This is a genomic window from Niallia sp. HCP3S3_B10 (genome assembly GCF_052064465.1).
In the GTDB taxonomy this organism is placed as follows: Bacteria; Bacillota; Bacilli; order Bacillales; family Cytobacillaceae; genus Niallia; species Niallia hominis.
Genome location: NZ_JBQHVO010000042.1, coordinates 17,273 through 40,247, shown reverse-complemented (window position 1 = coordinate 40,247; position 22,975 = coordinate 17,273). Strand labels below are relative to the sequence as shown.

The 22,975-nt window shown below is 36.1% G+C and carries 21 protein-coding genes and 1 pseudogene; 7 read left to right on the top strand and 15 right to left on the bottom strand.

Annotated features, from left to right (window positions below):
• Positions 1-8: 8 nt before the first annotated feature.
• The 7 genes from ACTNDN_RS16990 to ACTNDN_RS16960 all read right to left on the bottom strand — a co-directional run bounded on the left by ACTNDN_RS16990 (position 9) and on the right by ACTNDN_RS16960 (position 8,255).
• On the bottom strand, positions 9-2,531 hold the full coding sequence (locus tag ACTNDN_RS16990; RefSeq protein WP_051640988.1) for an EAL domain-containing protein: 2,523 nt from the start codon (positions 2,529-2,531) through the stop codon (positions 9-11).
• Between the two features lie 415 nt (positions 2,532-2,946).
• Positions 2,947-3,885, bottom strand: coding sequence for an LCP family glycopolymer transferase (locus ACTNDN_RS16985; RefSeq protein WP_031538477.1), 939 nt, complete (start codon positions 3,883-3,885; stop codon positions 2,947-2,949).
• Positions 3,886-4,048: 163 nt separating this feature from the next.
• Positions 4,049-4,402, bottom strand: a complete 354-nt coding sequence (locus ACTNDN_RS16980; protein ID WP_081836668.1) for a C40 family peptidase — start codon at positions 4,400-4,402, stop codon at positions 4,049-4,051.
• A complete protein-coding gene (locus ACTNDN_RS16975) occupies positions 4,402-4,851 on the bottom strand; it encodes a LysM peptidoglycan-binding domain-containing protein (protein ID WP_051640986.1) in 450 nt (149 codons plus the stop codon). Before ACTNDN_RS16975 ends, ACTNDN_RS16980 begins: the two co-directional genes overlap by 1 nt.
• Positions 4,848-5,588 carry a LysM peptidoglycan-binding domain-containing protein gene (locus ACTNDN_RS16970; RefSeq protein ID WP_441131614.1) on the bottom strand — a complete coding sequence of 247 codons (741 nt, stop codon included), beginning with the start codon at positions 5,586-5,588 and terminating at the stop codon, positions 4,848-4,850. The genes ACTNDN_RS16975 and ACTNDN_RS16970 overlap by 4 nt, the downstream gene beginning before the upstream one ends.
• 121 nt (positions 5,589-5,709) lie before the next feature.
• On the bottom strand, positions 5,710-6,141 hold the full coding sequence (locus ACTNDN_RS16965; protein WP_235251483.1) for a hypothetical protein: 432 nt from the start codon (positions 6,139-6,141) through the stop codon (positions 5,710-5,712).
• 11 nt (positions 6,142-6,152) lie between these two features.
• Positions 6,153-8,255, bottom strand: a complete 2,103-nt coding sequence (locus tag ACTNDN_RS16960; protein WP_441131613.1) for a glycosyl hydrolase family 18 protein — start codon at positions 8,253-8,255, stop codon at positions 6,153-6,155.
• 190 nt (positions 8,256-8,445) lie between these two features.
• Between ACTNDN_RS16960 and ACTNDN_RS16955 the strand changes: the two genes are divergently transcribed.
• Positions 8,446-9,168: a CAP domain-containing protein gene (locus ACTNDN_RS16955; RefSeq protein ID WP_235251485.1), complete on the top strand. Its 723-nt coding sequence runs from the start codon at positions 8,446-8,448 to the stop codon at positions 9,166-9,168.
• 415 nt (positions 9,169-9,583) lie between these two features.
• Here the strand turns inward: ACTNDN_RS16955 and ACTNDN_RS16950 are convergent.
• Positions 9,584-9,749, bottom strand: a pseudogene (locus ACTNDN_RS16950) (IS5/IS1182 family transposase); the annotation flags it as partial.
• A gap of 427 nt (positions 9,750-10,176) precedes the next feature.
• On the opposite strand from ACTNDN_RS16950, the gene ACTNDN_RS16945 reads away from it, so the two are divergent.
• Positions 10,177-10,482, top strand: a complete 306-nt coding sequence (locus tag ACTNDN_RS16945) for a hypothetical protein (protein WP_441131612.1) — start codon at positions 10,177-10,179, stop codon at positions 10,480-10,482.
• A gap of 192 nt (positions 10,483-10,674) precedes the next feature.
• Here ACTNDN_RS16945 and ACTNDN_RS16940 read toward each other — a convergent pair whose 3' ends face one another.
• Positions 10,675-11,214: a helix-turn-helix domain-containing protein gene (locus tag ACTNDN_RS16940; protein ID WP_441131611.1), complete on the bottom strand. Its 540-nt coding sequence runs from the start codon at positions 11,212-11,214 to the stop codon at positions 10,675-10,677.
• A 132-nt stretch (positions 11,215-11,346) separates the two neighbouring features.
• Here ACTNDN_RS16940 and ACTNDN_RS16935 point away from each other — a divergent pair, with 132 nt between their 5' ends.
• Positions 11,347-12,663 carry an MFS transporter gene (locus ACTNDN_RS16935; protein WP_441131610.1) on the top strand — a complete coding sequence of 439 codons (1,317 nt, stop codon included), beginning with the start codon at positions 11,347-11,349 and terminating at the stop codon, positions 12,661-12,663.
• A gap of 186 nt (positions 12,664-12,849) precedes the next feature.
• On the opposite strand, the gene ACTNDN_RS16930 is transcribed toward ACTNDN_RS16935, so the two are convergent.
• Positions 12,850-13,974, bottom strand: coding sequence for an ROK family transcriptional regulator (locus ACTNDN_RS16930; protein ID WP_441131609.1), 1,125 nt, complete (start codon positions 13,972-13,974; stop codon positions 12,850-12,852).
• A 217-nt stretch (positions 13,975-14,191) separates the two neighbouring features.
• On the opposite strand from ACTNDN_RS16930, the gene ACTNDN_RS16925 reads away from it, so the two are divergent.
• Genes ACTNDN_RS16925 through ACTNDN_RS16915 form a run of 3 tightly spaced genes read left to right on the top strand, consistent with a single transcriptional unit; the run spans position 14,192 to position 17,904 of the window.
• Positions 14,192-14,968, top strand: a complete 777-nt coding sequence (locus ACTNDN_RS16925; protein ID WP_031537508.1) for an SDR family oxidoreductase — start codon at positions 14,192-14,194, stop codon at positions 14,966-14,968.
• A 29-nt stretch (positions 14,969-14,997) separates the two neighbouring features.
• Positions 14,998-16,527 (top strand): FGGY-family carbohydrate kinase, encoded by a 1,530-nt coding sequence (locus ACTNDN_RS16920; protein ID WP_031537507.1) that lies wholly within the window; start codon positions 14,998-15,000, stop codon positions 16,525-16,527.
• A 30-nt stretch (positions 16,528-16,557) separates the two neighbouring features.
• Complete coding sequence (locus tag ACTNDN_RS16915) at positions 16,558-17,904, top strand: MFS transporter (RefSeq protein ID WP_031537506.1); 1,347 nt, start codon at positions 16,558-16,560, stop codon at positions 17,902-17,904.
• A 73-nt stretch (positions 17,905-17,977) separates the two neighbouring features.
• On the opposite strand, the gene ACTNDN_RS16910 is transcribed toward ACTNDN_RS16915, so the two are convergent.
• The 5 genes from ACTNDN_RS16910 to ACTNDN_RS16890 form a co-directional block, all read right to left on the bottom strand.
• Positions 17,978-18,619 (bottom strand): hypothetical protein, encoded by a 642-nt coding sequence (locus tag ACTNDN_RS16910; protein WP_031537504.1) that lies wholly within the window; start codon positions 18,617-18,619, stop codon positions 17,978-17,980.
• Between the two features lie 40 nt (positions 18,620-18,659).
• On the bottom strand, positions 18,660-19,265 hold the full coding sequence (locus ACTNDN_RS16905; protein ID WP_035416428.1) for a hypothetical protein: 606 nt from the start codon (positions 19,263-19,265) through the stop codon (positions 18,660-18,662).
• 150 nt (positions 19,266-19,415) lie between these two features.
• Complete coding sequence (locus tag ACTNDN_RS16900) at positions 19,416-20,009, bottom strand: restriction endonuclease (protein ID WP_031537501.1); 594 nt, start codon at positions 20,007-20,009, stop codon at positions 19,416-19,418.
• Positions 20,010-20,104: 95 nt separating this feature from the next.
• Positions 20,105-20,566 (bottom strand): GNAT family N-acetyltransferase, encoded by a 462-nt coding sequence (locus tag ACTNDN_RS16895; RefSeq protein ID WP_109768980.1) that lies wholly within the window; start codon positions 20,564-20,566, stop codon positions 20,105-20,107.
• A gap of 18 nt (positions 20,567-20,584) precedes the next feature.
• Positions 20,585-21,658, bottom strand: a complete 1,074-nt coding sequence (locus ACTNDN_RS16890) for a glycosyltransferase (RefSeq protein ID WP_048718805.1) — start codon at positions 21,656-21,658, stop codon at positions 20,585-20,587.
• Positions 21,659-21,949: 291 nt separating this feature from the next.
• On the opposite strand from ACTNDN_RS16890, the gene ACTNDN_RS16885 reads away from it, so the two are divergent.
• Positions 21,950-22,966, top strand: coding sequence for a Gfo/Idh/MocA family oxidoreductase (locus ACTNDN_RS16885; protein ID WP_441131608.1), 1,017 nt, complete (start codon positions 21,950-21,952; stop codon positions 22,964-22,966).
• Positions 22,967-22,975: the final 9 nt, after the last annotated feature.

Below are 22,975 nucleotides of genomic sequence, written 5' to 3'. Positions count from 1 at the left end.
GTCAGATTTTACGCTTGTCGAAATTTCCCTTCTTCCATACAGGCATTGTATACCTTTGCCATAGCTTGTAAGCGGTCCGTTACCATCAGCTTTTGAAAAATTCTTGTAATATGATTTTTAACCGTATGCTCACTAATAAATAATTTGTCTGAAATCTCCTTATTACTTAAGCCTTGTACAATCAACTCAAACACATCCATTTCTCTCTTGGAAAGAGAATAGAGCTCTTTTGTTTTATTTAAAGTAGCAGTTAAGATTTCCTGATTTTCATCAAAACTTTCATTCAGAAGAGAAGGACTTGTATATGGTATTTTATTTTGTACCCATAGGAGTTCACTCTCTAATAAAGACCCTTTTTTGAGAAGTACCTTTTCTCGATTTACTGTTAATAAATATTCAAGTTTCTCTGAAGGAATAGGAGGGCTAAATAAGTATCCTTGGACTTCTTGGCAATGAAATTCTTTTAATAGATTTAATTGTTCTTCTGTTTCCACTCCTTCTGCGATGACAGACATACGCAAAGCCTTTGCCAAAGAAATAATCGACTGGATTAAAGCAATGCCTTCTGTATTTTTGTTAGATAAATCTTGAATAAATGTTTTATCAATTTTAATTGTCTGAAACGGGAAGCGTCTTAAATAATTTAAGGAAGAATAGCCTGTCCCAAAGTCATCAATCGTTAGATGAATCCCCATTTTTCTAAAATGATGAAATAGCTTGCCGATATTGGTTTCGTTTCCTAATAGAACAGACTCTGTGATCTCTATCTCGATAAGGTTCGGATTCGTGTCTGTTTCCATTAAAATATCTTTCATTTTTGTTAATAAATCCTTCTGCAGAAACTGTCGTGCTGAGAAATTGACTGCCACTCTTATTGGAAAAATACCTTTCTTTTCCCATAATTTAATTTGTTCACATGCTGACCGAAATACCCATTCTCCAATTTCAATGATGGTTCCTATTTCCTCAGCTAGTGGGATAAATTCACTAGGCATAATGATTCCCCAATTTGGATGCTCCCAGCGGATTAATGCCTCAGCACCATTAATTTGGTTTGTCTTTAAATCCATCTTTGGCTGATAAACGAGTTTTAGCTCATTTCTTTCCACTGCCTTACGCAAGTCATTTTGCATGATAAATTTCCGATAAGTTTGTAGATTCATTCCTGAATGAAAAACATTATATTGGTTTTTTCCTGCTTCCTTCGCTCGATACAAAGCAGCATCAGCATTTTTTGTTAATATAGAAGTTTCCCCTCCATCATAGGGAAAAATACTGATACCAATACTAGTCGTAATAAATAATTCGTAATTATCTATATGTATTGGCTTCTTAAATGCTTTTAAAATATATTCTGCTTTTTCTAAGGCCGTTTCTCTATTCGTATTTGGAAGAATGATATTAAATTCATCCCCACCAACTCGTGCAACAAAATCATGATTGCGCATACATTGTTTTAATATTTTCGAGATTTCACACAGCACTCTATCCCCAATATAGTGGCCAAGGGAGTCATTTATATATTTAAAACGGTCCATATCAAGATATAATAATGCCAGCGGTTCAAAATTATCTTTCGCTTTATTCACCAATTTCTGTAATTGATCGTTAAACAGTCTTCTATTGGGTAAATCTGTTAGCCCATCATGATAGGCCATATGTGTAATCCTGTGCTCATCTTCCTTTTTCTTCGTAATATCACGAATCGTACAGGCAATTATACATTTCTCTTGTACATACCTTTTCCCTAATTGAATGTCAGCAGGGAAAGTGGTTCCGTCCTTTCTCGTCAGCTTCATTTCTTTGCTATTTTCGTAAATGCTATCTAAACTACGTATTACTGGTAAAATAGCATCTAGACATTTTTGCGACTTTTCACCAGAAAATAACGTTGTAATATTTTCGTTAAGCAATTCTTGCTCTTGATAAAGAAACATCTTTTCAACAGTTGGATTCACTTTCAAAATAATTCCATCTTTATCTAAAACTAGCATAGAATCAATAGATGTATCACTTATTACATTAGCCAAAGCTTCAGAAACTAATAATTCAGAGGAAATTCTCCTTAATTCTTTATTGGCTTTCTCTAATTCTAGTTTCTTTTCTTCTAAACGTTCTGCTTGCTGTTTTAACAGTTGATTCATCTTATAAATTTCTACAAGACTTTCCACTTTTGCTTTTAGAATAATCGGATCAAAAGGTTTTAGAATATAATCGATTGCTCCAAGGGAGTAACCTGTAAAAATATGCTCTGAATCCATATTATTTGCCGTTATAAACAGAATTGGGATACTTTTTGTTTTTTCTCTTGCTTTAATAATCTTCGCTGTTCCAAAACCATCCATTCCTGGCATTTGGACATCTAATAAAATGGCTGCAAAGTCATACTTTAGTAAATATTTCAACGCCTCTTCCCCAGAAACGGCCTTTATCAAATTGTAATCTTTCTGTTCAATAATCGCCTCTAAAGCCAGTAAATTTTCCGGTCGATCATCTACTAATAAAATATTTATGCTATCATCACTTCTCAATTTTTCTTCACCCCTTAGGAATAAAGTCCTAATTTCAGTTATTAACACTTGTATATACTAAGAATATAGTAAAATCCTAATAATTCCAATAGAAGATTTTTCAAATGAAAGGGGGCATATGAGTGACTTTTCTCCTAATTAACTAAGAGTCGGAAGGGTCTCTTTGAACTCCAAAAACGAAGACACTAACTAGGAGATAGAAGAGATACTTTTTGAGATGAAGATCAAATTGGTGAATTTCTGAATCGTCCAGAAAAAATAATATCCATTAACTATGACTAAGCTAATAAGTTCCACAGAAACCTTGATAAATAAAGAAAAGACGTATGCCAATTCATACGCCAACTCTTGTTTCACTTATTAACAAAAAACGGAACCCATTGCTGGAAGCGTTCATGTCCTTTTTGTTCACTTATTACTGCATATTCCCCACTAACATATCATGTACTTTAGCCTTCTCTTCCTCTGAAACATTTAAATAGTATGTTTGTCCAGGAGGAGTGCCCTGTCCGCTAACTTCATACTGCTCGACAGATTTACGGACGCTTCGATAATTCTTCTGTATATCCATCATTTGATCAAAAGTAATATTGGTTTTTACATTATCTCCAAGCGTATCGAGAATCTCACCGAAATGCGTAATAGTAGATATTCCTGTTGCTTTATCTATTATTGCACTAATGACTTTGCGCTGTCTTTCATTCCGACCAAAGTCGCCTTGAGGATCCAAGTGACGCATTCGTACATATCCAAGTGTTTTGGGCCCATCTAGTGTTAATTTACCGGTTTTATAATGATAGCCTTTTTTATAATACCCTTCATCAATCCAGTCCAACTCATTATTTACGGTAATTCCACCAATGGCATCAACCAAGTCACTTAGTGCTTCCATATTAACTTGGATATAGTAATCCATCTTCACATCAGTGAAAGCTTCTACCGTATCCTTCGCCATTTTAACACCGCCCCATGCATATGCCGCGTTAATTTTTGTCACTCTTCCATCCCCTATGATTTCTGTTTTCGTATCACGTGGAATACTTACCATTTGCATTTTTTCTTTTTTGGGATTCAAAGTCATGACAATAAGTGTATCTGATCTGCCGACATCCCCCTCTCTTTCATCTACTCCCATAAGTAGAATGGAGATTGGCTGTTTATTATTAAGTTCTTCTTCTCTTTCTTTTTTTTCGGAACTAGAATCTTCTTCGAGAGGATTATACATCTTGTTAGCTGTCTCTTCTACACTATGAAATAGATAAAACAAATAAGATCCTAACCCAATGACAAGTATTCCAATGATTGCCCCTAAAGTAATCCATATCTTTTTCTTTTTATTTTTCCTCGTTCTCATTCCCGCTCTCACTTTCTATTGAATTGTCTTTACATCATAATATTACAATACAAAAATGAGAAAACAATGAAAACAGAGACAGCGTTTCAGGTCATTGAAAAACTATTGCTCGTTCTCATTTCCTAGTTTAGAAATTAATTTTTTCTCTGTGGAGACCATTTCCCTAATATACTCGCTTTGCTCCAACATAATACTGGGACCAATAGGAGTTATCCATGGAATAGGCAGCAATTCCTTTTGAGCTTGTGGCAGAAATAAATTGATTGTCACCCATGTAAAATCCTACGTGGGAAATCGTTCCAGTTGAGTTTACCGCAAAGAAAACTAAGTCGCCAGGCTGCAAGTTAACCCTTTGAATGGCAGTTCCTGTATTATACATACCTGCAGAAGTATTGCGAGCCATAGAGACACCATGTTGGTTAAACATATAGGAAACAAAACCAGAACAGTCGAACCCTTTTGGCGTTGTGCCTCCCCATACATATGGGACTCCAAGATAGTTATTGGTGTCACTTATTAGTGCTTTTTTACAATGGCATGGTTGATAGCTGTCGTTGTTGCTTCATCCGCATTTCCTGTTACAGGCAGAAGATAATCCATTTGGAAATGTTGAATTGCCTCTTTGGCGGTCACACTTGGATTACCAGTTGTTGCTGGTACAGCATAGTAACCAAGCGTTTGTAAATTTTTCTGGACGGTTGCTAAATTTGTACTTGAAGTAGTTGTATCTACTGCTTGTCCATTCGGAATGGTCAATACTTGCCCAACTCGGATTATGTCACTAGTAAGCTTATTGGATTCTTTTATTTGGTCTACAGTTACATTGTATTTTTTGGCTATTAAAGATAAAGAATCACCGCTTACTACTGTATATGTTTGGCTTGCAACACTGCCAGCGGTTGAATCAGTTGCTGAGACGGTTAATACTTGGCCAACATAAATGGTATTAGAAGATAATCCATTCATATTCTTAAGATTATCGACAGTTTACCGTATCGGGTGGCAATTGCAAAGAGTGAATCTCCTGATACAACAGTGTATTTGCTCGTTTGGTTCGTTGAAGCGGCAGGGGTGGAATTGGAATTGCTCGTAGTACCTGTATCGGCAGTTATTAGTTTCGGAATAATTAAGACTTGCCCAAGTGTTGTACCATCACTGGTTAAGTAATTTGCTTCTTTAATTGCATCTACACTCACATTATATTTTTTGGCCAAAACGGTTAAATAATCTCCAGTTCCAACTTTATGAAAAGTTTGCGGAATAATAAGCTTTTGATTAAGATTGAGTGAGTCTGATGATAACTGATTTGCTTGTTTCACTTGATCCACAGTGGAATTATACTTTTGGGAGATATTCCAAAGTGTATCGCTTGATTTAACTACATAATAAACAGAGCTTGTAGTTTGTGTTTGAACAGTTGTGGTACTTAATCCTGCTGCTTGTGCAGAATTTGGTGGATCCATCATAAAAGGAATGGCAGTTACCGCAATACCCCCAACCACCACTTTAATCATCTTGACCTTTAGATTTGGATAGCGGTCATGCAACATTTTCTTTGCAGCAGCTAAAATAGAAGTCTTTTCCTTATGAATGGTTCCCAGTTCCTCACCAAACTCTGCTAAATAATCGTCTGCAAAAATAATTAATGTATATTCATTGCTTTGGTCATCCTTCTTCAACTCATACCTTTGAAATGCTTCCATGATTTCTCTCCTTTGTATTATGAGGACTAGAGACCAATAGATCACAAGAGGACAGGTAATCGTTTCTTTTTATAAAATAACTTGAACCTCTGTCCTCTTCACTCAAAGTATCCTAATTCCCTTATTTTATAAAGAGTTCTGTATTTGTTTTTGCTGGGGTAAGTACCTTTACATCTATTTGAGAAGTGGTGCTTTTCATTTTGTATGGAACCGAAAATGTTTGCCAGTCATTGGTAAGCTCTATTGGCATTTTTTTCTCATTGATAAAGGTTCCTCTAGCATCTGTTTCTTGTATTACTATTAGATACTTTCCATTCCCCTTTAAATTTATGCTAGGTTGAATTTGGAGAGAAGAAAATTCCCCAGGCAATGTATAGACAAACCCCTCTTCCTTTTTCTCGCCTTTCGTCTTTACTACGTATTCCTCTTGATTAATCTTTTCTACTGTAGCATTTATCCCAAAATACTTTGGAGCTTCTTCTCTTGCCATAAACGAAGTAGGAAAAGAGAAAAGAAATAGAAGAAATGTGATTAAAAGTATTTGTTTTTTCATACGAATCACTCCTATTTAGATTTTGTAACACTATCCAATTTAGCCAGTGTAACGGGTCCTGCGATTCCATCAGCTTTCACCTTATATTTTTTTTGAAAAGCAATCACTGCTTTCTTTGTGGCTGTGTCATATTTACCGAGCGCCTTTCCTTTATAGATTTTTGTTTTTATTAATTTATTCTGCATATCTTTAACAGCTTTTCCTTGAGAGCCTTGTTTTAAGGTAGGGTATTTTTTCACGGCTGCTGTTGTCGTTTTAGTAGCAGCTATAACACTATCCAATTTTGATAATGTGGCAGTTCCTGCAATTCCATCCGCTTTTAGCTTGTATTTTTTTTGAAAAGCAATAACCGCTTTCCTCGTAGCAGTATCATAAACACCATTAACTTTTCCTGTGTATAGTTTCGTTTTCTTCAGCTTATTTTGCATATCCGTAACTGCTGCCCCTTTAGAGCCAGATTTAAGAGTCGGATATTTCGTTTGTTTGGCCGACGTTACGGCTTTTGCAGTCGCTGTACTTTTCGCCGCAGTCACAGATGTCGTAGTCGTTGTCTTAGCTGGAGGAACAACTACGACTGATTCCGCTGGCTTTGTCGTCGTTTGTGTTGCCGGTTTACTTACTTCATTTGTAGACGTAGCCACATCAAGAGAAGAGTTTTGTGTATTTTCCGACGTAGAAGAAACGTTTAATACTTGACCGACAAAAATAGTATCGCTCGTTAGCTTATTTAATTGTTTTAATTGATCGACCGTCAAGCTATAGGAAGTAGCTATTTTCCATAACGAATCCCCGGACTGAACCGTGTATGTGGTGCTTTTTTGTGTAGTTGGTAATTGCTCCTGTTGTTGAGCAACTTGGCCATTATCTGACATCCATGTACGGTAGTTTTGCCAGATGGAGGTGCTTTCCTGTCCTAAACTCCAGCTGCCTGACCCTTTTAAATTATATTTATGGATCAACTCGAACTTTGCAGCGATGGAATCACTGTTTTCATACCAAATTTTATAGGTTCCTGGTGTTAGTGTTTTTCCAGCAATCGTTGTAACTGGATCTCCTTGTTTAATCGTAATCGTCGCTTTTGGAGACTTTGTCGCTTCATCAAATACTACTGTTCCTCCATATCTAGATAACAGCTCATCTACGCGGACATTCGAAATTCCAGTTCCTCCGGTTGCTTCTCCCTCTTTCCAATATCGTCCGTAAAAGGGAATCCCCAATACGATTTTATCTGGAGAAATTCCTTGTTTTAATGCGTATTGAATGGACTTTTCCACCCATCCATAACTTGCAACTGGACCTTCCTTGCTCCCCTCATAACTTTCATCATAGGCCATCACCATTAGATAGCTTGAATACTTTGCTAACTCTTTATAATCATAGGTGCCATGCCATCCCTTCGTCCAACTATTCGGATTAGCCGCCACCGCGACCGATACTTCTTTATCTGAAGGCAATTTTTCTCTAAGAAGCCTCACTAAATCGGTGTATGCATCGCGGTCAATTTCCGTTGTATTTTCGATATCTACCTGAATACCATCTAAATTATTTTTCATAATAAAATCTGCAATTTGTGTTGATAATTTCTCCCGATTATTTAATGCTGCACGACCTACATTCCGATCCCAATGATTACTTAAAAAAGGAACAACTTTCATCCCACGACTATGCATTTCCTTTACAAAGGTTGAATCATATTGTGTCGTTATTTTTAAGGACCCATCTGCGTTTATATCAAAATTACTTGGAGAAACTAGGCTTAAATTCCCCTGTGTTTTATCAATTTGCGAAATATACGATTTGGTATTGCCAAAATAAAGATAGGACATATTAAAGGTCACTTCATGGGCTTCTGCCTTTTGAAAAGGAAAGCTTGCCAAAATAACTGTCCCAACCGCCAAAACAATTGTCGCTTTTTTGATCTTAGGAAATTCTTTTTTTATAAACTGTTCGGTTGCAGTAATTAGCGTTTTCCCATTCTTCTTTGTCGTGTAAAAAAATTCACTTCCAAACTCTGTATCATAGGAAGGTTGCTCGTCCTCTTTCATTCGCAAAATAAGTGTATACTCTCCATTTACTTCTTTTATATCTACTTGGTCAAAATTTCTCAGTTCCACTTTTTCACCCTCTTTAATTAGTATGGATTCAGAGGGACCGTTCTACTGCCGATATGCCAATGCCAATTGATGGAAAATACAACGAGAGATACGTCTATACATATTTTCTTTTAATTCCCATATGTAATTTTGTTTAAAGTTGAAAAAATAAAAAGGTAAAAACTTAATAAATAAAAAGGAGCAAATCATAATGAAGGTTAAAAATATATTTTCTATCCTAGCTTGTATGCCTTTTCTAGTGCTTGCTGGATGTAATAATACTGATCGAGAAGCGATGGATTGGGATTCCAACCATCGTTACAATGAGGATACAATTTCTAGCTTAACGACAAATGTAGATAGTAAAAAATATCCACATACACAGCCAATAAAGGTTCAAGATGCAAAATATGAATTCCGTACAATTGTAGGAACTTACGAACCAAATGCAGCAAATAGACAAAACCAAAAAGCTACGCCAAAACAACAAACGAATCAAAGGGCTCAGCCTGCACCACAGACTACCCCTTCTACTAATGCAGACGATAAGAAAGAACCAAGTAACTTTGTTGCATCTGTTATTGACCTAACAAATGCGGAAAGAAAAAAACAAGGTCTTCCAGCATTACAAGCATATCCTGAATTAAACAATGTAGCTGATATGAAAGCGAAGGATATGAATGACAAAGGATATTTTTCTCATACTAGTCCAACCTATGGCTCTCCCTTTGACATGATGAGAGACTTTGGAATCACTTATCAATCCGCTGGCGAGAATATCGCCCAGGGACAGCCTTCTCCTGAAGAAGTAGTAAAAGCTTGGATGAACAGTGAGGGGCACCGTGCAAATATCCTAAATGATAAGTATACACATATTGGGGTTGGCTTTGATGAAGGCGGTTATGAATGGGTACAGATGTTTGTGAAGAAATAAGAAAAGAGGAGCGATTTTCGCTTCCTCTTTTCCCCAGAAAGAGGCTGGGACAAAAGCATTTCAACTAATAATAAACACGAACTTTTGTATAATACACATAAAAGTTCGTGTTTGTCAGTTTGGAAAAAAGTTTAAAAACGAAGTGAAATGGAGCGGAGGACGCTCGACTCCTGCGGGAAATAGAGGAAAGGCTGAGACCCCGCAGCGCATGCGAGGAGGCTCAGCTTCCTCCCCGGCGCATCGTGCGTCTGTAGCGCAATGGAACGACTTAGTTTTTACACTTAACTATATTTAAAAACATAGATAACCATCATGAGAAAGTAGCTTTATTTAAGAGCTAAATTAGAGATTGTTCGTCTTTAAAGATTGGTTATTTAGTTTTGTCCCAGCCTCTTTTTTTATTTAATCGTATCTTTTCCTTTGTTTCCTCCACTGCCTCCTTTTTCTTTAAAGGCTTTTTTCCGAGGGCATTCCGATTCTCCTCAATCGCTTTATCTAATTCTTCCACGTATTCACGTGTTTTCCACTTTCACCGTTTCTCTGGTGAATTTATGTTTATTGGCATTCGCTTTCAAGCGGGATTGTTTTTCTTTGTATAATGGCATCTTACTATACAGTAAAGATACGGCTAATTAGGAGAAAATAATTAACGTTGCTTTTTTTGGGGTGATATTTTTTAAATAAAAAGCACCATTTTTTGTTAATTAATAATATCAAAAATTGAAATATGATAGGGTAGTTATAGGAAATGATTATAATAAAAGTGGAGGTGTTATATAGTTAGTTTAATCCTATTAGCCATTGTTGCTAACTTAGTATTAATTAATGTATTTGAGCAAGGAGTTTTAGCATATACAGTTGCCACCTTACTTTTAATTGTGGCTGCTTTATGTACTAAAATAGATAAAAGAGAAAACCAGAAATAACAGCCCACGAAGTATATGCTAGTTAACCAAATTTTGTTGATTGACGTTTCATTTATTCATACCAAAAAAGGGGAGATTAGGCGTGAAAAGAAAGAACACTAACATATCTTTTTATTGCTTCTTAGCTGCTATTGTAATTTTTATTATAGCTTACGTTTTGGGTGCAATATATAATGCGACAGGATTTAGCATAGGTGTAGGGTACGGTTGGATTGGTTATATTTTACTCACTATTATATTTGTGTTACCTATAGTCGGATTGGTGTTCGGATTCAAAGGGGAAAAAAACCGATTGAAATTTATCTCTATTGTTGGAAACTTACTAGTATTTTTGACAGTTGGTGTCTTATCAGTTGCTTTGATAATTTACGACTTCGTTCCGCAATAATTGAAAAACCATTGTACCTCAAGTGGATACAATGGTTTTTTATATACTGGAATTTCAAAATGCAGGATGTATGGATACAGGTCGTAAACTTCAGACATTACGTTTACCTGTTTATAGGCCATCCTATATCTGTTGCATATTGGTGACCAGCAAATGATTTTAGAAAAAATAGAGGAATTAATTATATATTTCTTACTCCTTTTCTTCTAAATAACTCATGATCAAATAGGTAAAGTTATCCTTATCTTCATTGTTCTTATGCGCATCAATATACTTTAGAAATACCTGTCTTATTTCTTCATTAAGGTTATTCCATTCTGTTTTCGGAATTGCTACTTCTGTAATTAAATTAGCTACCCCTTTTCTATCTTTTGATGGGTCTTCAACGGTTTGTTTTAATGCATCAATAGCCTGATTGATATATGGATATAGATTGCTGAGCATATCCGGATTATTGTGTAAAACTTCAGGCGATAAGTTTATCACTCTTCTTGACCATTCAGCTGCCTTGTAATACTTTTGAATAATATTTCCGAGTTTTTCCTCTTTTACCACTTCAACTAATCTAAGTTCTTCTAGTTTTTTCATATGATAGTACAGCCTTGATTGTTTTTCTTTCATTTCATCCGCTATTTGTTTGATTGCTTTTGCTTCAAACTCAATCGAATGCAGAATAGATCTTTTTTTCTCATCAAAGAAGACTTTCGCGATTTCCATGTCCTGTTTTTCCATTACCTTTATCCTCTCTCTATCCATTCTTACATTTATTATATCTGAATTTTTTATTGACTAAAAATTATCCACTCGTTAAAATAAAATTTAACGATAAAATTTTATTAAATAATAGAAAAGGATGTTGATAACATGAAAAATACGATTACTCAAAAAAAACAGGCCACCTTCCATCTATGGACGATGACCTTTAGTAATTTCATTTCTAGTTTTGGATCACAAATTTATTCATTTATCGTTAGTTTCTCTATTTTACAATTAACAGGTTCTGCTTCCAGTTTTGCGATGAACCTACTTTGCGGTGTGTTACCAAGAATTATAACGGCCCCGTTCGCTGGATCTTTAGTAGATCGATTTTCACGAAAAAAAATTGTCGTTTTCTCCTATCTTGCTACGTCAATGACTATTTTCATCATGTTGACATCATTTCTAACCCTCGGACTTAACTTGCCTTTTCTATACTTAGGAACAGCTCTCTTTTCTTTATCTGCTACTTTTTCAGATATCGGCTTTAATGCTTCAATTAGCGGATTAATCGACAATGAACGAATTCAAAGAGCAGTATCTCTAAATTCAAGCGTTGACTCCATTGCAGCAATTATCAGTCCTGTAGTAGGAGGAATTTTATACCAATTTATTTCTATTTCTACTTTTCTTGTTATTTATATGATTACAACAGTAATCGTTATTTTTCTACAAATAAGTATGAACTTCCACTTATACTCCATGGAAAGAGCCATAAATGAAACGGAAAAGAAAGAAACTATTTGGCAGAATATGAATGCTGGCTTACACTATGTAAAAACAAAACCAGTAATAATGTCCATTGTTTCCTTTAGTATGGTAGCAAATTTGCTAGGAGGAGCATTTGGCATTGGCTATTCCTTTGTTCTGATTAATAACTTGAATATGTCTTCACAAGCATTTGGAATGGTAGAAAGTGCTTTTGCCGTTGGGATGCTTGTTACTTCTATCTATTTATCGATTCGACCAAAAATTAATTATCCGTTATTAGTTACAAAATACGGAGCTAATTTCATGGGGCTTATTCTTATCATTTTTGCTCTACCAGTTCTTTTTCAACTGCCTTCTATTTTTCCACTTATTTATTATTTAATCCTAATGCTCCTCCTTGGTTGTATCCAAATTTTCGTAAATACACCAATCAATGTAATGTTGCAAACAGAAGTCGAAGATGAATATAAAGGGAGAGTTTTTTCCATTATTCGAACAGGAGCACAATCCTTAGTTCCTATTGGTACAATTCTCTTTGGCTTTCTTTTTGATTGGCTGCCTGCATATTGGGTATTTGGATTTTCTGGTTTATTCCTCATTCTTACAAGCCTATACTTCGCCAGACCAACCATCGTGCGGCAAGCATATCCAGATTATATAGGTAGAGGAAAAGAAGATGCTGGATCTAATGAGGCAAATAAACTGTTAAGCTAAGTAGGCGAGGCAATAGTTCGTTTTTCATTGTAGCAGAGCGGATAATTCCAAAAAGAAAGAAGCTTGATGCTCGGCCCCGATGGAAATAAGCTATCGCCTCCTAAATATATGCGTCATCCCAATTTAGGGAAACTAAGAACTTTCAATATAACTCTTTGAAATCAGCGTCTAAGCACCAGATTTCCACTAAATCGTATCCAAAAACGATTGCACAAATGGAATGGCTGCTCCAATTGGAACGCCTTTTGCAGGTGAATGACTGATATGAATAAAGCGGTCGCTGCTTGGAAAGGCGGATTTTTCGTTTGTTTTTTCATGAAGAATACGGATGTCTTCTTCTTTTAAATAGGAAGAAATATGTCCTCCAATAATAAACTCTCTGTTAAGGACAAGATACAAATTATTCATGGAAAAGGCTAAATGGTCTAAAAAAGCGTTCCACCTTTTCACAAAAGAAACTACCCCAGATCGCACATTTTCGAAAAAAGCATCTAATGTCTCTCCCGTTTCTAACAGAGCATTTACAGAACTATACGTTTCCATGCACCCTTTCTTTCCACAATAGCATAAAGGTCCATCAGGATTTATCGTCATATGCTCCACTGTTGCACTATGCCCTTCTTTTCCCATATATATTTGATTATTGATGATGATTGCACCACCAAGATGTGTCCCAATTGATAGGTAGACAGCGTCGCCTATATCATTTCTTACCCATAATTCTGTTGTTGCTGCACATTTAGCATCATGTAAAAACAGACAAGGGTACGGGAGATATTGGGAAAATACATCTACTTCTAATCCAGTAGAAATTAAAATTTTTCCATAAGTAATTTTTTTCCCGTCATTGGATGTTAGTCCCTGAACGGCAAAGCCAACTCCAAGAACCTGATTCTCTGTGATATCGAGAGACGCAATAAACACCTGAATTGCCTCGCTCACTTCCTTATAATAGCTTCCCTCATTTGAATATTTCAATGAAAGCTTCTCTTCCTGAATGGCCTGGCCAAGTAAATCTATCGCTAAAATTTGAACAGTATTCGCCTGAATCTCCACCCCAATACTGATATAGGCTTGCGGAGAAATCGCATAGGCTGTTGCCCTTCTTCCAACAGAAGATTCAAACTGTCCACTCTTTTCAATTAAATTCTCCTTTTCCAAACGCACAAGATTCTGTGTAACAGTTGGCAAACTTAAATGCAGTTGATTCGCAATCTCTTGCTTTGAAAGCTTCCCATTTTGATAAAGAAGATGATAGATCGATGAGTAATTTCCTTTTTTTATATCTTGAAATGTAATGTTATTATCCATGAAAAAAACCCCATTTTATAAAGAAGATTTATAAAACTCCTTATTTAAATTCACCTTTAATATATCATAAAACCTATTTTTATCCTATCTTTGTCAAAAACAGATTGACATTTTTACATTTTATTCTTATTGACTATTTGAAGAAAACGTTTTATTATGTAAATGCATTTTATAAAATCATTTTACAAAATAACTTAATGAAAAGGAATGATAAATTATGGGTATTATTGAAAAAATGAGATTAGATGGTAAGAAAATCTTTGTTACTGGCGGCGCTAGAGGGATTGGAAAAAGTGTTGCCACGGCTTTTGCTGAAGCTGGCGCTGATATTGCAATCGTCGATTTAGATATAGAAGAAGCAACAAAAACAGCAAAGGAATTGGAAGAAAACAATGGGATTAAGTCCATTGCAATTAAAGCAGATGTAACTAACCCTGAAGATGTAAACGCTATGATGGATACTGTATTAGAAGCTTTTGGTCGATTAGATGTTGCCTTTTGCAATGCTGGAATTTGCTTGAATGTCCCTGCTGAAGAAATGACTTTTGATCAATGGAAAAAAGTGATTGATATTAATTTGACAGGTGTATTCCTTACAGCTCAAGCAGCAGGAAAAGTCATGCTAAAACAAGGCAGCGGTTCCATTATTAATACAGCATCAATGTCAGGACATATTGTAAACGTTCCCCAACCACAATGCTCTTACAATGCTTCAAAGGCTGGTGTGATTCAACTAACAAAATCACTAGCTGTCGAGTGGGCATCAAGAAATGTACGTGTTAATTGCATTAGTCCAGGATATATCGGCACAGAGCTTACATTAAACTCTCCAAGCTTACAACCTTTAATTAAACAATGGAATGAAATGGCACCGCTTAATCGTATGGGGAAACCAGAAGAGCTTCAATCCATTTGTGTTTATCTAGCCGGAGACACTAGCAGCTTTACAACAGGATCAGACTTTGTAATAGATGGTGCTTTCACTGCAATTTAATAGACTTATAGATTTAGGAGGGACTATTTATGAATTACTTACTCGGAACAGATATCGGAACTTCCGGAACAAAGACGATATTAATGGATACAGATGGAAACTTGATTGCACAAGATATACAAGAATACGATGTTTTAACTCCTAAGCCTTTATGGGCGGAACAATGGCCAGATGTTTGGCTTGAAGCAACAAAAGCTTCCATTAAAAACACGGTGCAAAAAGCAGGAATTCCAGCTGAAAAAATACGTGGGATTGCCATCAGTGGTTTATATGGAGGTTCCGGCATTCCATTGGACGAAAACATGGAGCCTGTTAGACCTTGTATGATTTGGATGGATCGAAGAGCAGAAGCAGAATCAAACTGGGTACTTGAACATATCGGAAAAGAAAAGCTTCTTGAAATTACCCATAATGGTGCTGATCCCTATTATGGATACACAAAAATCCTCTGGATGAAAAACAATGAACCAGAGAACTGGCTCAAAACCAAATTATTTCTCCCACCAAATGATTATGTGATTTTCAAACTAACCGGAGAAGTTGCCATTGATTATTCTTCTGCAGGGAATATCGGCGGCATCTTTGATATGAATACCAGAACATGGTCAAAAGAAATGATGGATGCGATGGGAATCCCTACTTCGTTAATGCCGGAAAAAATTGTGGAATCAACTGATATTATTGGCGGATTAACGAAATCAGCAGCGGCGGAGTTAGGGCTTTCTGAAGGAATGCCAGTTATTGCGAGTGGCATTGACTGTGGAGCAGCCAATATTGGACTCGGAGTATTGGAATCTGGCATTTATGCAGCCGCAATTGGCACCTCCATGTGTGCGGCACTGATTTCTGATAAACCAGTCAAAGGAAAGGACTTAATCGTTTGGCCTTATTTATATGATGCAAAAAGACTTTCCTATTATTTTGCTGGTGGAGCTACTGCTGGTGCGATCGTTAAATGGTTCCGCCAAACAATGTGTCAGTATGAATTGGAAGTCGAAAAAGAGGGCGGAAAGAACGCATATGATGCTTTAAACGAACAAGCAGCTAACATTCCAGTCGGAAGTGATGGCTTGATTGTCCTACCTTATTTTATGGGCGAAAGAAGTCCCATTTGGGATTCAGATGCAAAAGGAACGATTGTCGGACTTTCTTTAGCACATACAAAGGCTCATATCTATCGCGCATTTCTTGAAGCAGTAGCCTTCTCTTTACGTGATGCAATGGAAGCAACTGGTGAAGATCTTGGAGAATATATCTTGCTTGCAGGTGGTGTGACAAAATCGAAATTGTGGCGCCAAATTTTTGCAGATGTTACAGGCTATCCCGTTGTCTGCCCGATTCATGATGTTGAAGCCAATATGGGCGATGTTATGCTTGCTGGAATTGGAACTGGCCTTCTCTCTTATGAAGAGGTAAAGAAATGGCAGGTTCTAGATGAGAAGATTATGCCAAACAAAGAGAATCATCAAAAATATAATGAATTTTACCATGTTTATCAATCTATCTATAAGCATTTAAAGACAGATATGAAAACGTTAACAAAAATTTCAGCAATGTAAAATTTTTTTACGAAATGGATGGTGATTGGGATGGAGAAATGGAGAAAAAGGATTGGATACGGAGCTGGGGACTTCGCATGTAATCTTGTATTTAGTACAATGGCTTCTTATTTACTGTTTTTCTATACAGATGTCTTTGGAATTACGGCAACGGTTGCTGGAACGCTAATGCTTGTAACAAAGATTATTGATGCGTTTGCAGATACAGGCATGGGATTATTAGTAGATAGAACAAATACTAGATGGGGACAAGGAAGACCTTATTTCCTCATTGGAGCAATTCCTTTTGCCGTCTTTACGATTTTGACTTTTATTGTACCCGACTTCAGTATGGGTGGAAAAATTGTATGGGCTTATGTAACCTATTGCCTGTTAAACATTGCTTATACTGTTGTAAATATTCCTTTAAATACAATTGTGCCAAGATTAACTTCCGATAATCATGAACGAAACTGGCTAGTCTCAACTAGAATGATTTGCGCATTAATTGGAACCGCTTTAGTCATGACGATTACAAATCCCCTTGTTAATTTCTTCGGAAAGGGAGATACACAAAAAGGCTATCTCATTACGATGACTATTTACGGGGTTGCAGCTGTAATTGTGTTTGTCTTTACGTTTATGAATACAAAAGAAGTCGTACCACCAACTGTAGAACGAGGAAAATCTACTTTTAAAGAGGATTTAAAAGGATTAACCGGCCATGCATTAATCTTCTTTATCTTAAATTTTCTCTATTTCGCCCTTTTTGTAATCAGAAATACTACTGTGATCTATTATTTCACATACAATCTTGGACGAACAGATTGGCTTACGTTTGTTGGGCTTTTCGGTATTCTCTCTGGTCTGCCAATGCTTCTTCTTCTGCCTTGGCTTCAAAGGAAATTACCAAAAAAGAATGTCTTGCTATTAAGTACCGTTATCTATATTGTTGGAGATTTAATGATTTATTTTGGAAAAACGTCTCCTGTTTTACTCATAGCTGGTTTAGCAATTACCGGACTTGGAATTTACGGGATCTTTGGAACCACTTTTGCCATTCAACCAGATATTATCGATTATTCCGAGTATAAAAACAACAAGAGTATCGCTGGGATGATTGCAGCCTTTCAAGGTTTCGCAGTAAAAATAAGTCTAGGCCTTGGTAGTGCACTTGTCGGAGTTTTTCTTCAACTGGGTGGCTATGTTCCAAATGCCACACAAACTCCTAAAGCTTTATCGTATATTGAAGTAAGCTTCATCTGGGTGCCACTAGCAATCTGCTTACTAATCGGCATAACCATGCTGTACTACAAGCTCGATGCCAAACGAAGCGTAATGGATACAGAGTTGAACCGCAGACGAAACCTATTAAATAATAATGTCGTAAATCTTTAAAGTCGAGGGAAGCAAAGGGACGGTTCTTGTTAGGAAATTTTAGGGAAACAGTCCGTCCCTCTGAGGACCCTCCTTACTGTAAATTCAAGAAGACATTTCCTCCAAGCATTTCTTCATAGCGAAGCTGCGCTTTTTCTCCTGTTTTTACTAATCCAGAAATATAGCCTTCTTTTTCATTTCCTACATACATTTCATAACTAAATTCAGGTTCTGTCGTTCCGATAATATCTCCACTATATATATCACCGTTTTTACTAACCATTTCGAAGTTCATTATCCCATCAATATGAAAGGACAAATCCTCTGTAGCCGATTCCGTAAACTTAACTTTCGTTTTCGCTAAAAGCCATTCATATCCTTCTGGGGCAGGCTCATTGAATTCATTCATGGATTTTAATTTTTGATAGGCGTCCTCCCCGCGTATAACTTCCAATACTGTTAAATCAAACTTAATAGGGAAGGATTCCCCTTCATCATTATATAGTTCATCTTCGACTGTTACTGTCTTCTTAAACGGAACTGGATTTGTTCGAGATCCAAGCTTCGACTTTGTTTCTTCTTTCTTTTCTGTCTCTTCTGTTTGTACTTCTTCCTGTTTTTCATCCTCATCTTTAATTGTTACATCCTTCGTATCTTGTCCACATCCTCCAAGGACAGTGACAATAAATAAACCAGTTAGACACAGTTTAAATATATTTGGGAAATTAATTTTCATCCTTATCCTCCTTATTTTCTCTAAATGAAAAACAACTATTTTATTCCGAATCCTTTTCTAAATCATCAGGATAAACGGTTTCATCCAATACTTCCTTTGTGGCTTCGTCTGTTGTAAATATCTTAACCTGATAATCGTCTGAGTCCACACCACTATACAGTTGATACATCATACCTGTTATTCCGAGGCTAAAAATGGCAAAACTATCCATACTATCCTCGTATTTCTCTTTATCAACCACTAACGTAAATTCAGAAAATGATTTATTATGCGTAATATCCTTAATGGACACATAATCATCACTCCCCTTCATTTCCTTTATGGATTCTTCTAGAGATGCTTCCATTTCCTTCATCATCTCTTTATGTTTTGCCTTAGACATTTTATAGGTAAGGGAACCATCGTCATTTTTAGTAACTTTAATTCCCTCTTTTTCTACATCCGCAATAACCGTATCAATATCTTCCCCTTCAAACATGGAAGCTGGCAATGTGATTTCAACGTTTAAAAGACCTTTATCAACATCTACATTTTGTTCATCTGCCTGTTTGTTATTATCAGCATTTTCTTTTTTATCCTTATCCGCTGAACAAGAAGCAAGAATTACCATACTTAATACAAAAAAAACAAAAGAAAATTTCCTCATAAAAATCCCCCTTAACCATTTTTTCATTAAACTTATGACAAAATCCTACCCATTATTATGCCTGCTTCCTCTTTTCCAATACATAAAAAAGGAAGCAGGGGACGGGTTCTTCTGAGAACATAACCTCAGAAGAACCGTCCCTCTACTTCCTTAAACGAGCAATATCTCCTTCATTTCTTTTTCCTCTTTGCTTAAACTACTTAACCAGCTTTCCACAAGCTTGACACCGTCGATTAGTTCGACGTTTAAACCTTTGGCATATTCGTAAGCTGCAGGTGTAAAGCCGCCTGTTGTAATAACATACCCTCCTGCAGCTCCTCTTTTTACTATATTCGAATGAATAAGTGCAATTGGATCAAAAGGTAAATCTCCTTGATGACATTTGACTTGTCCAAGAAACAGTCCTTTTTCTGTTTCATGTTCGAAATCAACTCCAAAATCACCTGTTGAGGGAGTTACCCAGGTCGATCCACCTCTTGTTTGCTCCACAATTTCAGCAGCAAACTTTTCAAATTGAATCGGGTCTTGTTTTATGTAAATCTCAGAATAATTTGGAGAATTTTCCTCAGTTTCTTTTCGAAATCGCAAATACAGCCCCATTGCCAATGTCTTTTTTAATTCATTACTCGATTCGATATGACTTGCCAAAAGCGAAGTCTGATATTGATCTTCCTTTTTGGTCCAAAAATACTTTATAAAAGCCATCGTTAAAAGAATTGCTACAACAATCTCCATATAGAACATTCTCACCACTCCTTGCATTATTAAAGGGTAGGCATTAATGGTTCTTTTTATACAGAGATTATCCAATCTATGCAATTAGGAAAACACCTTATGTATTATTTCGTTTCCAACCTATCTCCCTTTAACAGCATATCAATATGGGGAATATTGTCTTCTAAATATACTTTTGAGATCGATTGAAAACCAAAGGACTGGTAAAACTTTCGCAAATAGTTCTGAGCCTGTATTTTTATTACCTCTTCATTTAATTCCTTTTTAAGGTAATCAATCCCGCGACTCACAAGCTCTTCCGCCAAGCCTTGACCTCTCCATTCTTTCTTCACTAAAATTCTTCCTAGCGAAGCCTCTGGATAAGAAACCCCTGGAGGTAAAATTCTCAAATAAGCAACAATCTCTCCCTCTTTTTCAGCAAATAAATGATACGATTCAGTATCCTTCCCATCCACCTCTAAATATGGACAATTTTGTTCTACCACAAAAACAGCCGTTCTTTCTTTCAAAAGCGTATATAATTCCATGTTCGTTAACTCATTAAAATTCTTTACATGCCATTTCATTTTTTTCACCTCTCCATATTAGTTGTCTGTAGAGAAACAGCACTGTTTCCGTAACTCCTCCACTATCGCCTCGGCGTCATTTCTAAATCCATTCTCCTTTTTTTCTTGCTTCTCTCCATGATACTGATATTTTAGCATTTCTTCCCAATCTATTGTTTTGCCTAGTCCATGCTTACGAATATAGTTAATCGTATTTTGGTCTTCCTTCATTCCTTCTCTATTCAAAATCAGTAGCGGCACATTATAGACAACTGCCTCGCTTACCGTACCCCATCCTGCTTTTGAGATGACTAAATCACTCGCCGCGATATATGCTTGAGATTCCGTTTCCTCTTTTGGAATGGAGAACACATTATCCCTATCTACCTTTACATTGGAAGAAACAATAAAAACACAGTTATCACTTTCCCATAAAGGAAGGGTTTCAACTTCTATTCCATCTATCTTCATCCCCAGCCCAAAAAAGATAACGGTCCTCTTCCTAGTCGGATTAACCCAATCAAGAATATGCTCCATCTTTTCCGCTCGTACTTTTCGAGCACAAAAGGGAAACAATCGCTTTTCACAAGGCCAATCACTTTCCTGATTTCCAGCTAGTAGAAAAAAACAGGTCATTTTCGAATAGGAACTTTTCCAAATCTCTAATCTTTTTTGGTCTAATAAGCTTTCATATGCTGTATACCAAGTAAAGTTAGATATACCTATCGACCGAATTCCTACTTTATCAGCAGCTTCAAAAGGCAGTGGAGAAATATCAGAGACTACCAAATCTATTTTCATTTGTTGGAAAAATTGAACCTCTAATTGAATCTTGTTTTCCCAATTCTCCACATACCGATCAAATTCTTTCGCTAGCTTCTTCTTATCTGGCTCTAGGCTTCCTTCTTTTAAAAAATAGCCAACATCTGTAGCAATCTTTCGAAAGGTAACTTGATTATATGGAAGTGAGTTCTGCAAAAACTCCATCGCAAAAGCATGACATATAATGATGCGATAAGAAGGTTCTCGCTCTAAAAGTTCACGAATAATGGCAATAGAACGGGCAGCATGACCAAATCCATAGTCAGAAATATAGTATGCGATTGTTTTCATTGTAGGTACTCCTTTAAGCTTAATTCTTTTGCTACCCAATTTATTTATCTTTTATTTTAAACTTTTCTCTAGTTGCAAATAAAGTTTTATCGTTATATTTATCTATTCACTATTCAGACAGTACCTCAAGAAAATGATTGCTATTATTATTTTTACCTTTTTCTCCTTAAAATAAGAGAATTTAAGAGAAAAAGAAACTAACATGATTCAGCCTTTCCTACCTTCCCAATAGATTTCTAAATATAACCATCCTATAATGAAAGTATTACAGAGAAAATTGGAGTGATAATCTTGTTGACAATTGGTTACATCGGTAATGGAAAAAGCACCAATCGCTATCATTTGCCCTTTGTTTTGCAGCGGGAAAATATAAAGGTTAAAACCATTTATAGAAGAAATCCTTCTAATGATGCTTGGAAGAAGCATGATCAAATCTATTATTCTTCCAATTTAAATGAATTACTAACTGATCCGGAAATACAGCTAATTGTCGTTTGTACTACTCATTCCTCTCATTATGAATATGCAAAAATGGCTCTTAATCATAATAAGCACGTTTTAGTAGAAAAACCATTTATGATGACATCTGAGGAAGCAGAAGAAATATACGCTTTAGCTAGAGAAAAAGGGCTAATTGTACAATGTTACCAGAATCGTCGCTTTGATTCTGATTTCTTAACGACACAAAAGGTTATCGATAGTGGAAAACTAGGAGAGGTTTTAGAAGTAGAAATGCATTATGACTATTTCAGACCAGAAGTACCAGAATCTAGCCGTGATTTTCAATACTATAATAGCTTTTTATATGGACATGGCTGCCATACTATTGACCAAGCAATCTCTTACTTTGGCAAACCGAAGAAAATTCATTATGATGTAAGACAGCTTCTTGGCAGTGGAAGAATGAATGATTATTTTGATTTAGATTTATATTACGATACGTTAAAGGTCTCTATTAAGTCGAGCTATTTCCGATTAAAGGAACGCCCTAGCTTTGTGGTCTATGGAAAAAGGGGTGTTTTTGTGAAACATACAAAAGACCGACAAGAAGAACATTTAAAGCTTTTTTATATGCCTGATCAACCTGATTTCGGCATCGACCTTCCTGAACACTACGGGACATTAACTTATTTAGATGAAAACGACCAATACCATGAAGAAAAAGTAGTTTCCGAGCGAGGCGACTATGGCAGAGTGTATGACCAATTATATGAAGTAATAATAAATGGGGCAGACAAACAAGTAAAAGATGAAGAAACAATGCTCCAAATGCACATTCTCGAAAAAGGCATGGAAGAATGTAAGTAAGTAAAGTGA

Coding starts and splice junctions, on each gene's coding strand:
- ACTNDN_RS16985 (WP_031538477.1), bottom strand. CDS start 3,885: ATGAGAACGAGGAAAAATAAAAAGAAAAAGATATGGATTACTTTAGGG.
- ACTNDN_RS16975 (WP_051640986.1), bottom strand. CDS start 4,851: ATGAATGGATTATCTTCTAATACCATTTATGTTGGCCAAGTATTAACC.
- ACTNDN_RS16970 (WP_441131614.1), bottom strand. CDS start 5,588: ATGGAAGCATTTCAAAGGTATGAGTTGAAGAAGGATGACCAAAGCAAT.
- ACTNDN_RS16965 (WP_235251483.1), bottom strand. CDS start 6,141: ATGAAAAAACAAATACTTTTAATCACATTTCTTCTATTTCTTTTCTCT.
- ACTNDN_RS16955 (WP_235251485.1), top strand. CDS start 8,446: ATGAAGGTTAAAAATATATTTTCTATCCTAGCTTGTATGCCTTTTCTA.
- ACTNDN_RS16940 (WP_441131611.1), bottom strand. CDS start 11,214: ATGGAAAAACAGGACATGGAAATCGCGAAAGTCTTCTTTGATGAGAAA.
- ACTNDN_RS16935 (WP_441131610.1), top strand. CDS start 11,347: ATGAAAAATACGATTACTCAAAAAAAACAGGCCACCTTCCATCTATGG.
- ACTNDN_RS16930 (WP_441131609.1), bottom strand. CDS start 13,974: ATGGATAATAACATTACATTTCAAGATATAAAAAAAGGAAATTACTCA.
- ACTNDN_RS16925 (WP_031537508.1), top strand. CDS start 14,192: ATGGGTATTATTGAAAAAATGAGATTAGATGGTAAGAAAATCTTTGTT.
- ACTNDN_RS16920 (WP_031537507.1), top strand. CDS start 14,998: ATGAATTACTTACTCGGAACAGATATCGGAACTTCCGGAACAAAGACG.
- ACTNDN_RS16915 (WP_031537506.1), top strand. CDS start 16,558: ATGGAGAAATGGAGAAAAAGGATTGGATACGGAGCTGGGGACTTCGCA.
- ACTNDN_RS16910 (WP_031537504.1), bottom strand. CDS start 18,619: ATGAAAATTAATTTCCCAAATATATTTAAACTGTGTCTAACTGGTTTA.
- ACTNDN_RS16905 (WP_035416428.1), bottom strand. CDS start 19,265: ATGAGGAAATTTTCTTTTGTTTTTTTTGTATTAAGTATGGTAATTCTT.
- ACTNDN_RS16900 (WP_031537501.1), bottom strand. CDS start 20,009: ATGTTCTATATGGAGATTGTTGTAGCAATTCTTTTAACGATGGCTTTT.
- ACTNDN_RS16895 (WP_109768980.1), bottom strand. CDS start 20,566: ATGAAATGGCATGTAAAGAATTTTAATGAGTTAACGAACATGGAATTA.
- ACTNDN_RS16890 (WP_048718805.1), bottom strand. CDS start 21,658: ATGAAAACAATCGCATACTATATTTCTGACTATGGATTTGGTCATGCT.